This window comes from Enterococcus ureasiticus, from assembly GCF_001730285.1.
In the GTDB taxonomy this organism is placed as follows: domain Bacteria; phylum Bacillota; class Bacilli; order Lactobacillales; family Enterococcaceae; genus Enterococcus_L; species Enterococcus_L ureasiticus.
The window spans coordinates 304,405-317,907 of the sequence record NZ_MIJZ01000001.1; the positions used below are offsets into that span (position 1 = coordinate 304,405).

General features: G+C 36.8%; 12 protein-coding genes and 1 other annotated feature. Of the genes, 1 reads left to right on the forward strand and 11 read right to left on the reverse strand.

Annotated elements, in window-relative coordinates; translation table 11 throughout:
* Positions 1-6: 6 nt before the first annotated feature.
* From BCR21_RS01465 to BCR21_RS01485, 5 genes are all read right to left on the reverse strand, one after another.
* The gene (locus BCR21_RS01465; RefSeq protein ID WP_069644746.1) at positions 7-1,881 is read right to left on the reverse strand and encodes a carbohydrate-binding domain-containing protein; all 1,875 of its coding nucleotides are present in this window, start codon (positions 1,879-1,881) and stop codon (positions 7-9) included.
* A gap of 9 nt (positions 1,882-1,890) precedes the next feature.
* Positions 1,891-2,568, reverse strand: a complete 678-nt coding sequence (locus BCR21_RS01470; protein ID WP_069644747.1) for a DUF4956 domain-containing protein — start codon at positions 2,566-2,568, stop codon at positions 1,891-1,893.
* The gene (locus BCR21_RS01475; protein ID WP_069644748.1) at positions 2,558-3,286 is read right to left on the reverse strand and encodes a polyphosphate polymerase domain-containing protein; all 729 of its coding nucleotides are present in this window, start codon (positions 3,284-3,286) and stop codon (positions 2,558-2,560) included. The genes BCR21_RS01470 and BCR21_RS01475 overlap by 11 nt, the downstream gene beginning before the upstream one ends.
* A 244-nt stretch (positions 3,287-3,530) precedes the next feature.
* Positions 3,531-4,844 (reverse strand): GTPase ObgE, encoded by a 1,314-nt coding sequence (gene obgE, locus BCR21_RS01480; RefSeq protein ID WP_069644749.1) that lies wholly within the window; start codon positions 4,842-4,844, stop codon positions 3,531-3,533.
* A 202-nt stretch (positions 4,845-5,046) separates the two neighbouring features.
* Positions 5,047-6,036 (reverse strand): DUF4003 family protein, encoded by a 990-nt coding sequence (locus BCR21_RS01485; protein ID WP_069644750.1) that lies wholly within the window; start codon positions 6,034-6,036, stop codon positions 5,047-5,049.
* Between the two features lie 224 nt (positions 6,037-6,260).
* Here BCR21_RS01485 and gap point away from each other — a divergent pair, with 224 nt between their 5' ends.
* Complete coding sequence (gap, locus tag BCR21_RS01490; protein WP_069644751.1) at positions 6,261-7,271, forward strand: type I glyceraldehyde-3-phosphate dehydrogenase; 1,011 nt, start codon at positions 6,261-6,263, stop codon at positions 7,269-7,271.
* A gap of 80 nt (positions 7,272-7,351) precedes the next feature.
* Here gap and BCR21_RS01495 read toward each other — a convergent pair whose 3' ends face one another.
* The 6 genes from BCR21_RS01495 to BCR21_RS01520 all read right to left on the reverse strand — a co-directional run bounded on the left by BCR21_RS01495 (position 7,352) and on the right by BCR21_RS01520 (position 13,442).
* The gene (locus BCR21_RS01495) at positions 7,352-8,380 is read right to left on the reverse strand and encodes a 3-deoxy-7-phosphoheptulonate synthase (protein WP_069644752.1); all 1,029 of its coding nucleotides are present in this window, start codon (positions 8,378-8,380) and stop codon (positions 7,352-7,354) included.
* A 66-nt stretch (positions 8,381-8,446) separates the two neighbouring features.
* Positions 8,447-8,689, reverse strand: a binding site (T-box leader).
* A gap of 104 nt (positions 8,690-8,793) precedes the next feature.
* Positions 8,794-9,291 (reverse strand): ferric iron uptake transcriptional regulator, encoded by a 498-nt coding sequence (fur, locus tag BCR21_RS01500; protein ID WP_069644753.1) that lies wholly within the window; start codon positions 9,289-9,291, stop codon positions 8,794-8,796.
* 123 nt (positions 9,292-9,414) lie between these two features.
* Positions 9,415-10,284 carry a CvfB family protein gene (locus BCR21_RS01505; protein WP_069644754.1) on the reverse strand — a complete coding sequence of 290 codons (870 nt, stop codon included), beginning with the start codon at positions 10,282-10,284 and terminating at the stop codon, positions 9,415-9,417.
* Positions 10,285-10,303: 19 nt separating this feature from the next.
* Positions 10,304-10,630: an AzlD domain-containing protein gene (locus BCR21_RS01510; RefSeq protein WP_069644755.1), complete on the reverse strand. Its 327-nt coding sequence runs from the start codon at positions 10,628-10,630 to the stop codon at positions 10,304-10,306.
* Positions 10,623-11,327, reverse strand: coding sequence for an AzlC family ABC transporter permease (locus BCR21_RS01515; protein WP_069644756.1), 705 nt, complete (start codon positions 11,325-11,327; stop codon positions 10,623-10,625). The genes BCR21_RS01510 and BCR21_RS01515 overlap by 8 nt, the downstream gene beginning before the upstream one ends.
* A gap of 159 nt (positions 11,328-11,486) precedes the next feature.
* Positions 11,487-13,442, reverse strand: coding sequence for a cell division site-positioning protein MapZ family protein (locus BCR21_RS01520; protein WP_069644757.1), 1,956 nt, complete (start codon positions 13,440-13,442; stop codon positions 11,487-11,489).
* Positions 13,443-13,503: the final 61 nt, after the last annotated feature.

Genomic DNA, 13,503 nt, shown 5'->3' on the forward strand with positions numbered 1-13,503 from the left:
AATCAATTATCTAGGTGGTTGACCGCCTGGCCCTTCACCCATTTGATTGCCTGTGACTTCTGTGCCAGATTGATCAACTGATGTTAAGATGTTATTGATTGAAATTTTTGTCAGTTCTGTACCATCTGAATAGCTTCCTTTGCTGTACAAACCATTTTTCGTTGTCCCAGAATCTTTCCCACCTGTTGATAATGTCACTGTTTCACCAACTTTTAGATCTGGTGAACTGATTGCGATATGAGAAAAATCCTTCTCCGGTGCAAATGACATAATCGTATTTCCTGCAGCATTTTTAAGATTGACCAAAGTACCTGCTTTTTGAGTATCATCAAAGTAAAGACTCAGTGCTGCTTGAGAAGAAGCATCGCTAGTGCTCATTGCCATCCCAGAACTACCGCTTGCAGCAAATATTCCGCCATCCATTGTAAAGGTTCCATCGTAATCAAGCGCTCCATTGCCATCATCAGTTGGGCCATTTACGATTAGCGTACCTGCAGTCATCCGAACATCTCCGTTACTGTCGATCCCATCACCATCTGCATTTACATAGGTCGTCCCACCATTTATTTCTATAAATTTAGTACTATCTCCGCCACCACCTGGCTGTCCACCGCCAGGTTCACCAAATGAATCTGCACCGAATTGTCCTTCCTGCTCTTCTTCACCAGAGCTACCGCCAGCTGCATTGATGCCATCATCTGATGCATTTACAGAAATATCGCCGTCGTTGATCGTTACAGTCGCACCTTCCAATCCCTCATAAGAATGACTAACCGTTATCTTCCCTTTATTGATCAGTAAATCTGTATCTGCATGGATACCATCATCACCGCTTGCTAATGTGAAGGTCCCGTTATTAATCGTAACCACCGCATTTGAGTGAATTGCATCATCAGCCGTGTTTAAATCAAAGGTTCCATCATCTACAATGATATTTCCGGAAGCTTTTAATCCTTTGTAACTTGTTGTTGTATCAATTGATTGATCATCGTAACCCTCAGCAGTTTGTATCTTGATATCAGATTTCGCAATTGATAAATTCGTTTCCGCTTGAATTCCATCATTGCCTGATTGAATCGTAAATGTTCCGCCATCTATTGCGATCCAGCCCTTGTCTGCGTCTGTGCTATTATTTGCTTGAATACCGTCGCCTTCTGTGGTCTTTAAAGAGAAGGTTCCATTTGCAATCGATACGGAGTCTTTGCCTTTGATTGCATTATTTTTGGCGGTAACATTCAGGGTGCCATTAGTGATAACTAAATCGTCCTTACTGCGAATACCATTACTATAATTGCCAGTAACTTCTAAAGTTCCAGTACCATTTATCGTTAAGTCGTCTTTACTAAAAAAAGTAGCATCTGGTTCTGTTTCATCTGCTGAAGCAAACGTATAATTGCTGCCGTCTGAAAGACTATTTTTTGTACCTTCTGCTAAAGTTGTGATTACTTTTTTTGCTTGTTCAATATAGATTGCTGAAGATGAATTATTAGTTATTGAAACATTATCCAACACTAAATGAACCGTTTCTTCATTAGCATTGATTTTTATTTGCCCTTTGTAATTTCCTGATAAAATGTACGTCCCACCTGCAGTAATTGAAATGGTATTATCTTTTTCAGAAACACCTGATCCATCTATTTTACTTCCAGAGTCTTTTAATTCAATTTTTGTCGCTGTATTTTCATCGTAACTTTCATCAAAATCTTCTTCGTCATAATCGCCATATCTATTTTCAGATGATTTTTTTGCTTCCTGAACCGTAACAACTTGTTCTTTACTTTTCGAAGTTGCAGTTGTTGTACTCGTTGCTTGTTTTGCACATCCAGTAAATAGAATGAGTAAAATCGTTAAAGCGGCGACACCAAATTTCGTTTTTTTCATTATATCCACCTACAATTCTTCTCTATTTGTTGAAACTTTCCCTGAAACAATTGTTAAGTTGCCATTTCTCACACGCATAGCATCCATTAATTCTTTTTCCATCTGACTATCTTTTAGCGTGATTCGATAACGTAGTTCGTATAAACTGCCCATATTGGTTGTTTTCACTGAATCTAAATTAGCAGAGTATGTGTATTCCTGAAATAAGTCATCAAATAATCCTGGATAATCTAAATCTTCTGGAATCGTGATTTTCACTTCCCGTTCCGCTACTTTTTGCTTTTCACCAAAATGAATCGTATTTAAAAGTAGTAAAAACAGCGCAATAATCATAGAAAATAAAGCAATATAGCCGACATAGCCCATTCCTGTAGCAAGACCAATCCCCATCGACCAAAAGATACTAGTAATTTCTCTAGCACCGCCTGCCACTGAACGAAATCGGATTAAACTAAACGCTCCTAAAACGGCGACCCCTGTACCTAAATTACCATTGACCAACATAATAACCAATTGAACTAAGACAGGTAAAACAGCTAAAGTAATCACAAAGTTTTTACTATAAACATTTCTATACATATGAACACAGGCCACTAAAAGACCTAATAAAACCGACGTAACAATACAAACTAAAAGTTGTTTGAATGACAAATCAACTGAACTTTCTACTAATAAACTAGACAACATACTGAAAATCTCCTTTGCAATATAAGTAACGTTGATATGTTTGAGCATATTTTGAAAATGATGTTGGATAAATGTCAAGCTCTGCTAAAATTTCTGAAAACCAGATTGGATAAGCGCCTAAGGCCTTTACTTCCATTAAAACATCAATCTCTGGTGCTACTCTTTCACCTTGATCATCTAACGTATGGGTTAATTGTTCTTCTCGATAACGGATATTAAAATCAAAAGTAATCCGAAAATCTTCGTTTTCTGAGTCAAATAATGCTCGCCGATCATATGCAATCATCACTTTAGGTTCTAATCTTTTGCGTGCGACTAACCAATCAATTTCCTGTTTGATTTGTTGGTCTTTAGTCGTTTTCAACTTAACGGAATGTGGCTTTTGGATATAACTTTTCGCCGATTGATAAGACAAAGCAACCCTTCTTTTATATACGACACCACTAACTTTCTTTTTTATTTCAAGAAAAACAGTCGACTCTTCTTGGGGAATGCCGTAGCTTCTGATCCTGAATTTTTCTTTGTAGACTGGCTTTCCTATCGATTGTCGAATCATCTCATAATCTTGTGTATCAAAATAAATAGAAATGATTGTATGTAATCCATATTCGTCTTCTTGCATATAGGATTTTAATTTTTCTCTCAATTGATGATACATCGTATTAGTCAATGCATATTTTTTTTCTTTTCTTTGAAAACTATTTTTTAGTTTAACCATTTTATTTCCTCCTTTGACTGAATTTATTATATAAAAGGAAACATAAATGAACCTTAAAGCCAAAAAGAAAAAAACACCTAAATAGTTTTTTATTTTGTTTTTTACTCCAACATTAACTATCACACCATACTTTATACCTATCGATTCCTGTTGAAGTTGTTTCGTTTCCTTTTGATTGCTAAAAATCACTATAAACAAAAAAAGAGCCGATGAATTCATCAGCTCTCTTGTTGCATTTACTCTTTTATTCTACAAATTCAAATTCATATTCTCCGATGCGAACGATGTCTCCATCTTTCGCTCCACGAGCTCGTAATGCTTCATCGATTCCCATACCACGTAATTGACGTGCAAATCGCATAACACTTTCATCGTGTTCAAAGTTAGTCATTTGGAATAATTTTTCCAGCGAATCTCCAGATAGAACCCATGTAGCATCAGGATCACGGTCGATCGTAAATTCTGGTCCTTCAGGTTGGAAACCATAATGAACAGTATCTTCCACGATTTCTTCCTCATATAATGGGAATTCTGGCGTTACATCGATCAAATCAGCTGTTGCGTTAAGCAAAGGTTCGATTCCTTTACGTGAAACACCAGAGATTGGGAAAATCGGCAGATGATCTGCATACTCATCTGTCCGTTCTTTTTCGATTTTTTCTTTGAATTTCTTCAAATTTTCTTCTGCTTCTGGCATATCCATTTTATTTGCTACGATGATTTGTGGACGTTCCATCAAACGCATGTTATGAGACGCTAGCTCTTTATTAATTGCTAGATAATCTTCATAAGGATCGCGTCCTTCCATGCCACTCATATCGATTACATGTAGAATAACTCTAGTCCGCTCGATATGGCGCAAAAACTGTGTTCCAAGGCCAACACCTTGAGATGCCCCTTCAATCAATCCTGGTAAATCTGCTGCAGCAAAGCTTCGTCCATCACTTGTTGACACCATTCCAAGGTTAGGAACTAATGTAGTAAAATGATAAGCACCAATTTTAGGACGAGCGGATGAAATAACTGATAGCAAAGTAGATTTTCCAACAGATGGGAAACCAACTAAACCAACATCAGCTAAAACTTTCAATTCTAATTCGATTTTTCTTTCTTGACCTGGTTCGCCATTTTCAGCGATTTCAGGTGCTGGATTTTTAGCAGAAGCAAAACGAATATTGCCTCGGCCGCCTCGGCCGCCTTTAGCTACAGTCAGTGTTTGACCATTTTCAATCAAATCTCCGATCAACGTACCTGTCTCAGCATCACGAACCGTTGTACCTGGCGGAACTTTTACAAAGGTATTTTCTGAACCACGGCCATGCATCCCTTTACTCATCCCATTTTCACCAGGTTGTGCTTTAAAATGACGATTAAAACGGAAATCCATCAAAGTACGTAATCCTTCTTCTACAACAAGAATCACATCTCCGCCTTGACCTCCATCTCCTCCGGCAGGTCCGCCATCTGGTACATATTTCTCTCTACGAAAGGCAACCATTCCGTCTCCGCCCTTACCGGCTTTGACATCGATTGTTACCTGATCTAAAAACATGGACATATTTTGTCCTCCTATCTTAAAGAAATTGGGATAAAGTGTTTCATATCCGAAAATAAAAGAAACCTATCTCACCATTTCTTCAGGTTTTACATTTTTTACAGTTCTAGTAGTTTGTATGGTTTCGCTTTTCAATAACATTATCTGTTTGAAAGCCTTTCTTATTGTAAAGGTTAAACCTGAATTTGTCTAGCCAAATTCGTTTTTATGAACTAGAATTAGAAGCCGCTACAGAGACAGCGATAGCCGCAGCCGCTGCGCTGGCTTCTTGCGCCATTATCATTGTGATCGTTAATGCAGATATATTCAAATTATCGTTAGACAACAGACTCATTTCTTCATGGATCAATAAGCCTAAAGCCAAAGAATGACGAAAATCCTTATAGAAACGTAAATTTGTTTTTTCTTCAAGAAGTTCTAAGTACTCCCTTAAAACTTGAAAATCCACTTTTTTTAAAGTAGTCAAAAAACCCAGTGTAACGATACTATTGTAAAATTCAGGTCTAAATCGAAGCCCCGATTGTTTCAACTCATCTATGACCTGCTTGATATCTTCGATCAATTCAAGAGAGAACTCGCCAGTTAGCATAGCAGCATTTGCTGCAGCGAATTGAAGTTGATTTGACTTATGAAAACCCTGATCATTTAAAGCTTGATAATAATCTTCCACTAGATCGCCAACCTGTTTTGTCGTCAATGATTCTAATTTTTCTTGCTGAGCCAAAGCGATTGCAATTGTGCCATCCTCGGCACCAGTAAGAAAATAATGATGCGACTTGATTTCTTCAAAAATACTTTGTCCTCTACGTACAATAAATTCTTTCTCAGCTGTTTCAGTAAATTGAAGTAAATATGCCGAAAAATAAGAGTATGAAGATGCCTGAAAACCAACCTCACGTAATCGTTGATAATCTTTGATCAACGTATGAATATCCAACTCTCTTGATTTTCCATTCGCTAATAACATTCCTAATAAGATACCTCTAACTGGTTGAACTAATACATTAAACATCCCTAGTTCACCTTTAAGTATCTCTTCCATGTGACGATAATCAGCATCTGAGAAACGACGTTCTTTGTCTACAAATGATCGAGCAATCGTGTACGCTACTCGTTTATCAAACCATTTGCCTTTACCTTCTTTGATTGCTTGGTAATTCATTTGAAGCGACTCAACAACTTTACTTCTGTTCATTTTTCCCAACTCCTTTTCTTCATTGAAAGACAAGATTTTTGACAAAAATCCGAAATACGTTCATGCTACTAGTATAGCGTAAGTCATCGTTTTTTTAAATACGTGATTATACAACGCTGTTCATTTTAAACGTTGCCTAGCGCTACATTTTTGTCGCTTGAATATATTTTTAGTTGAAGCTCTACCAGCTCATTAAGCATTTGATTTTAAGGAGGAAATTTAATATGACAGTAAAAGTAGGAATTAATGGATTTGGACGGATCGGTCGTCTTGCGTTCCGCCGCATCAAAGAAGTTTCCGATGATATTGAAGTTGTTGCAATCAACGATTTAACTAGTCCGACAATGTTGGCTCAATTGCTACAATTTGATTCGACTCATGGCACTTACCCTGGAAAAGTTACTGCAACTGATGACTCGATCGTAGTGGATGGTGGAAAAACAAAAGTTTATGCGGAAGCTGATGCCAGCAAATTGAAATGGGTAGAAGAAAATGGTGTTGATATCGTTTTAGAATGTACTGGCTTTTATACTTCTAAAGAAAAAGCACAGGCTCATTTGGATGCTGGCGCAAAACGTGTTGTGATTTCAGCACCAGCTGGTGACATGAAGACAATTGTTTATAATGTTAATGATGACACGTTGACTCCAGAAGATAAAATAATCTCTGCTGGGTCTTGTACAACAAACTGCTTAGCCCCTATGGCTTATTTCTTGAATAACGAGTTTGGTATTGAAGTTGGTACGATGACGACTGTTCACGCGTATACCTCTACTCAAATGTTATTAGATGGACCCGTGAAAGGTGGCAACTTAAGAGCTGCTCGTTCTGCCGCTGACAATACGATTCCTCATTCAACAGGTGCCGCTAAAGCTATTGGTTTAGTTATTCCAGAATTAAACGGAAAACTTCAAGGCCATGCGCAACGTGTTCCTGTTGTCGATGGCTCTTTAACAGAATTAGTCTCTATTTTAAAAACAAAAGTAACCGCTGATCAAGTAAATGAAGCAATCAAGAAGCATACGATCGATAACCCATCATTTGGCTATGATGACCGTGAAATCGTTTCTGGGGATGTCATTGGAACAACGGAAGGTTCTATTTTTGATCCAACCCAAACTGAGGTAACAACTTCTGGTGATTTCCAATTGGTTAAAACTGTCGCATGGTATGATAACGAATATGGTTTTACCTGCCAAATGATTCGTTTATTAGAAAAATTTGCTAATCTATAAAAATAACTTTTCTAAATTAAATAAATAAACCTCTTAGAACTGATTCTATCAGTTCTAAGAGGTTTATTTTAATCTATCAATCATGCATGTTCTGCAATATAGTTCACTAATTCCTCTGTCTCATCCCAGCCTATGCATGGATCGGTAATCGACTGTCCAAAAACTTTTCCATCAGCTTCTTGGCGTCCGTTTTCTAGAAAACTTTCAATCATAAAACCGCGAACCCATTTCTTCATATCATCATTCCACGAGCGATTAAACAACGTTTCTTTGACGATTCTGATTTGTTCTTTATATTGTTTTCCAGAATTGTCATGATTCGTATCAATGACAATAAACGGATTTTTGTAGCTGCCAGCTTTATAAAGATTCACCACTTTTAGCAGATCCTCATAGTGATAGTTTGGGATATTCTCACCATATTCATTCAAACCACCTCTTAATACAACATGGGCCAATGGATTAGAGCTGGATTCAACTTCAAGTCCATTAAAAATAAATTCTTGTTTTTGTTGTGCGGCGTACAGTGAATTGAACAACACTTTTAAATTGCCGCTAGTTGGGTTTTTCATGCCTGTTGGCTGATCGATTCCACTTGCAACAAAACGATGCTGCTGATCTTCCACCGAACGCGCACCAACCGCAATATAACTGACTAAATCTTGAACAAATTCAAGATTTTCAGGATACAGCATTTCATCAGCTGTCGTCAAACCAGTTTCACTGATGACACGATTATGCAAACTACGAACAGCAGCAATTCCTTGGATTAAATTACTTTCTCCCTCTGGATTTTGCTGATGTAGTAACCCTTTATAGCCGTCGCCATTCGTCCTAGGTTTATTGGTATAAACGCGAGGTACCATAAAAATTTTATCTTGGACTTTTTCTTGCAGTTTAGCCAAACGATTGACATACTCCATCACAGCCTCTTCATTATGAGCAGAACAAGGACCGACCACTAAAAGAATCTTATCATTTTTCCCTTCAATAATTTCTTTTAATTCTTGATCACGAACTGCTTTTATTTTCTCTTGTGCGGGTGTCAATTTAGATAAAGATTTGACTTGTTCAAAATTAATTGGTTGGCTTAATGATTTAAAACTCATACAATAACTTCCCTTCATTTTTCTTTTAATCAAACAATAAAAAAAAGCCTCGTCCTCTTCATTTCTGAAAAGGACGAGACCGAATGATCCGTGTTACCACCTTTGTTTACAATCAGTTTGCACTCATTGACTTGACAGGTACAAAATTATACCCTGGCACAATAACGGGTGCGCTTGACCGTCACAGCCTACTCAATTCGGTGTGAAGTTCAAAGAGGAATTCAGATACATTAGGTTTGTGCGCCTCTCAACAACCGGCAACTTTCTGTACACCTATATTATCTTACTAATTCTTATCATGACTTTTATTGTTTATTGAAGATATTGTATGAGATTCCTTCAGAATTGTCAATCTTTTTTTTTAAAGAAAAATAATAGAGAGCATTTCTGCCCTCTAAATTCAACTATTCTAGCTAGTTTGAAATGGAAAATCCAGAACCAATCTCTTCTGTTGGTTGATTTTTCTTTTTTTGCTGGCACTCTTGGCAAATACCATGGAATGTTAAGCGATGATCTTTCACCATAAAATGATACCGTTGTTCGATCACTTGTTCTACTTCACCTAATAAATCCTCTTCGACTTCTTCGATATTGCCGCATTCTAAACATAAAAGATGATGATGAAAATGCTTTGCTCCTTCTTTACGTAAGTCATAACGTGCTAAGCCATCATTAAAACTTACCTTGTCAACGACTTTTAAGTCAGTTAAAATTTCTAATGTTCGATAAACAGTTGCTAAACCAATTTCAGGGCTTTTTTGTTTTACTAAAAAGTAAATTTCTTCTGCCGATAAATGGTCTTTTTCATTTTCAAGTAATACCAAAACTGTTGCTTCTCGTTGAGGCGTCAGTTTGAAACCAGATTCATGTAATTGTTGTTTTGTTTTCTTTAAAGCAGCAGTAGAATCCATAAACGCAGCCCCTTATTTATAATAATTTTAATCTAGAACTATAAATTCTAACCTTATATTATAATAAGTATAAAATAACTCTGAAACATTTGCAAGTGATTCTCAATTAGAATGAAAAAACAATTATTTTTCTGGTTGCTCTTCTTTTAAAATCGTAAAGCCTGCTTCTTGGGTGATTCTTCCTTGCTTCATTAAATTACCGATTGCACGCTTGAATTGAGCTTTGCTGATACCGAATGTTTGCTTGATTTCTTCCGGATTTGATTTATCAGTGAAGGGAATTTTATGATCTGCAGCTCTTTCTAAAAAGGTTAAAATCATTGCCGCATCATCACTGATTGCTTCATAACCACGGGGTTTTAAAGAAATATTCAAGGTACCATCTGGGCGCACACCAATCACACGACCATTTACTCTTTCACCCAAACGAGGTTCTTGGTAGCGTTCTGAAGGATGAATAAAGGCAATATAAAAATCATCGGTCAAAACAAATGAACCAATCATTTTCAAACGATAAACGATCCCGCTGATATTTTCATTTTTTAACTCTTCTGTTCCAGGTTTAGCCATGGCTTTAAAGATTTTCTCATCTGCTAATTCGCCCCAGATGCGTTCTTTGTTATCAACTTTTAACGCAACCATTAGCTGATCGCCCTTTTTAGGCCATAATTCACGCATTACAGGTAGTTCATCTAAAGATACGACAACATCCTTATCTTTCAAACCAATGTCCACAAAAGCGCCTAAATCACGTCTTGTGCCTGTTACAGTCCCAAATGCATATTGACCGATTCGAGCTGTTGGAATAATCGTTGTCATCTCAGGTTCTTGTTTTTGATTCATATAGCCAAAGCCTTCTACTGCTTCCCCGATTTCATGCGTACCTTCTTCTTTAGATAAACGCAAAGTAATCCCATTTTTCTGTAAAAAATAGTGACTTTCATTTTCATCGATCACTAACGCTGTAAAAATTTGTGCTAATAATTCGTTCATAATTTTCTCCTTCTGGCACTCAGCCTAAAAAAATACGTAATATTGCAATCGTAATGATTCCTACTACAACTGTTTTCATTAAATCTTTTGTCCGAATAGCAACAAGTAAAGTAGGAATACAGCTTAACGCTTCTAACGTTTTTACTTTAGGAAAGCCTGTTGCCTGAACTTCTAAAATACTCTGAAATAAGAGCGCCGTCAAGATACAAATTGGAATATAAGATAGAAATCGAAGAAACCATTCTGGAAAATCTACTCGCTTTGAAATCAAAAAGGGAAAAATCCGTGGAATCCAAGTGACGATCGAACATCCTAAAATCGTCAGTAAAACATAATTGCTACTCATGATGATTCACCATCCCAACTGTACAGCCTAAAAGTGTAGCGAATAAAACAGAAAGTTCTGGCGAAAAAAAGCCCATAAATAAATACAAAGCCAAGCAAACTGTGCCCAAAACGATCAAGGTCTCTTTTGTGTGTTTTTTTATCGGTCCATCTACTTGTAAAATAAATAATCCTGCAAACATTGCGACCAAAGCAAAATCTAGTCCTAATAGATACGGATCTGGAATCCAGGTACCCAATAAACCGCCTAAAACCGTTGAAAGGATCCAAGTTAAATAGGCTGTTATATTCAACCCGTGAGTCCACGCAGAACTGACTCGATGTTCATTCGTTAGGGCTGTCATAAGCACACCATATGATTCATCCGTTAATAGAGTTCCAATCCCGATACTTGTGATCAGTGGTTCTTTCTTAAAATACGAAGCCACTGACATACTCATCAAAAAATGGCGTAAATTGACTAAAAATGTAGTGAAAATAATTGCTGAAATCGGTGACTGGATCGCCAACATACCGCAAATAATGAATTGTGCACCACCAGCATAAACCAAAATCGACATCAACGCGATCTCAGCAAGTGATAGTCCAACATTTTTACCAACTACTCCTGCAGCAATACCAATTCCCAAGTAACCTAAAATCGTTGGTACACATGCGTTTACCCCTTCTCTAAACGTTAAATATTCTTTTTTTTCCATACCGTTCTCCTTGTACTGAAATCAATCGTCATTGATTTTTTATTTAACGCGAAAGAAAAACGAGGTTGGGACAAAAGAATTTATTCGGATTTAAAGGGTCTGAGATATAACTCGAAGAGTTATGTCTCAGACCCACCCTCATTTTCAGAAAGATTTTCTTTATCTTCCTGCATTTCTTGATGCATTTCCTTTGAACCAACCCGTTTTTGCATTGATTGTTACTAAATACTGGTTGTCTGATCCGTATAAATTATAATACCCCTCACCGTTTATGATTCTTGCTGGTTGTAAAGAATAACCGCCAGCTGTGATATAGCCGCGCTCAATACAGGTTGCAATCACTTTTTCTTGAATACCAGGTGCCCAACTCCATGCAGGATTACTCATATCACTAACATCAGTTGGATTGACTGAGTAAACTGGATCTGTGTAAACACCCTGAGCATTAGGTGCTGAAAAAGTATTTGAATCTGGCTGTACGCCATTCGTTGTTTGTGTATTATTTCCTTGGTAGTCAGTAGCAGGTGTTTGAGTTGTTTGGGTTGGCGTTTGATCTACAATAGCTTGCTGCTGCGAAGCAATTGCCGCTTCGGTATCCGTCAATGATTTATCTGCTTTAACTAATGCGTCATTCAGTGGTTTGCGTAACACATCACTTTTTACTTTATCCACTTCTGTTTTTGCTGCAGTGTAGTTTTCTCTTGTCAAAGCATCTGTCAATTCATTATCTTTATAAAAAACATCCACTGCCGCTTTGGCTTTTTGTAATTGGTCATACTGGTCCACAGCTTGATCTGTGGCTTGATTAAGTAATTTGTCAAAATCATCTTTTTCTTCACGTTTAGCAAGGTCGACTTTTTTGTCAGCTTTAATTGCTACGTCTTTTAATTTACTTCCATCAATGATTGGTTGTGCAAATAATTCGTTTACTTTTGTAATTGCAGCCTGTTTATCCGTGACTTTTTTATAAAGAGACTCTAGATTTTTATAGCTGGAATCTTCTTTTAGTGTGTCTAAATTTTCTTTGATAGTCTTCGAACTAACACTCACCATTTCTGGTTTAAGAAATAGTTGTTTATCATCTGTAAAATAACTATTCAATTCCTTTTCGGTCTGTGTAGCTAGTTTTTCCTGTTTTTGTGTTACCTGACCACTAGTTGCTGATTTCTTTTGTGTCTGACTATAGGCAAACCATGAGCCTCCTGCAAGTACAACGACTGCCGCTAAAATAATCGACATTTTTTTATAGTTTTTACTTGTTGGTGTGTTTGATGACTCTTTTTTTGTTTCTTTTGGTGCAGGTACTTCGTCTGTTGGCTTTTCAAATTGATCTTTAGCTGATTTAGCTTCTTCTGCATCTTTAAAGAAAATAGGAGCCGCATCCATTTCGATTTCTTCAGGTTTTTTACTTTTTGAAGGAATTTCTGATGTATTACTAGGCAAAGCTTTAGGACCAATGGCTTTCGTTTCTGCCACTTTATCTTCTGGTTTTGTAAATTTTGTGATTTCTTCTTTTGGTGTCTTCTTATTTACTTGATCTGCCTCTTTGTCTGTATTTTCTGTTGTTTTTTTATCGGATTCGTTTGATTTCACTTCATCTTGTCCTTTGTTATTTGATTCTGATTCTTCACCAGAATTTACAGATTGATCGTCTCTTTCTGGAGTTTTATCAGTTTCTACCACTACATCTTTTTCAGCAGATACTTCCTCAATTGGATTATCATTTTTATGTTCATTGATATACTGATCCAAAGCAGCTGTATCCGTAATTTCATCTGATTTTTTATCTAAGGAAATGGCCTTTTTTTCAGCTTCTTCCCCTTTTTCTTCTTTAGGATCAACAGATGTTTCAGTTCTTTTTTCTTCTGGTTGTTGCTCATTAAACATCGTCATTACGTGGCCAATACTCATATCTTTTAATTCGGACCACTCGATATTTTCATTTTGCTCTTTATTTAAAAAATTAGAAGTATCCTCTGTTTTATCATTAGAGCTATCATTCTCTGGTACTATTTTTTCTTTTGTCTGATTCTCTGTAAAGGAATAACCGCATTCGGGACAGACTTTTTCTTGGTTGTCTATTTCAGTTCCGCAATTCGGACATTGTTTCGTCATTCATTCCGCCTCACATTCTACACATTCGTAAATCTAATCTACCATAAAATCGCGTTTCTTC

Excerpts from the sequence above, each read along its gene's own strand:
- BCR21_RS01470 (WP_069644747.1), bottom strand. The coding sequence starts at position 2,568 with ATGTTGTCTAGTTTATTAGTAGAAAGTTCAGTTGATTTGTCATTCAAA.
- fur (WP_069644753.1), bottom strand. The coding sequence starts at position 9,291 with ATGGATTCTACTGCTGCTTTAAAGAAAACAAAACAACAATTACATGAA.
- BCR21_RS01465 (WP_069644746.1), bottom strand. The coding sequence starts at position 1,881 with ATGAAAAAAACGAAATTTGGTGTCGCCGCTTTAACGATTTTACTCATT.
- BCR21_RS01520 (WP_069644757.1), bottom strand. The coding sequence starts at position 13,442 with ATGACGAAACAATGTCCGAATTGCGGAACTGAAATAGACAACCAAGAA.
- BCR21_RS01515 (WP_069644756.1), bottom strand. The coding sequence starts at position 11,327 with ATGGAAAAAAAAGAATATTTAACGTTTAGAGAAGGGGTAAACGCATGT.
- BCR21_RS01495 (WP_069644752.1), bottom strand. The coding sequence starts at position 8,380 with ATGAGTTTTAAATCATTAAGCCAACCAATTAATTTTGAACAAGTCAAA.
- BCR21_RS01510 (WP_069644755.1), bottom strand. The coding sequence starts at position 10,630 with ATGAGTAGCAATTATGTTTTACTGACGATTTTAGGATGTTCGATCGTC.
- BCR21_RS01505 (WP_069644754.1), bottom strand. The coding sequence starts at position 10,284 with ATGAACGAATTATTAGCACAAATTTTTACAGCGTTAGTGATCGATGAA.
- gap (WP_069644751.1), top strand. The coding sequence starts at position 6,261 with ATGACAGTAAAAGTAGGAATTAATGGATTTGGACGGATCGGTCGTCTT.
- obgE (WP_069644749.1), bottom strand. The coding sequence starts at position 4,844 with ATGTCCATGTTTTTAGATCAGGTAACAATCGATGTCAAAGCCGGTAAG.
- BCR21_RS01485 (WP_069644750.1), bottom strand. The coding sequence starts at position 6,036 with ATGAACAGAAGTAAAGTTGTTGAGTCGCTTCAAATGAATTACCAAGCA.
- BCR21_RS01475 (WP_069644748.1), bottom strand. The coding sequence starts at position 3,286 with ATGGTTAAACTAAAAAATAGTTTTCAAAGAAAAGAAAAAAAATATGCA.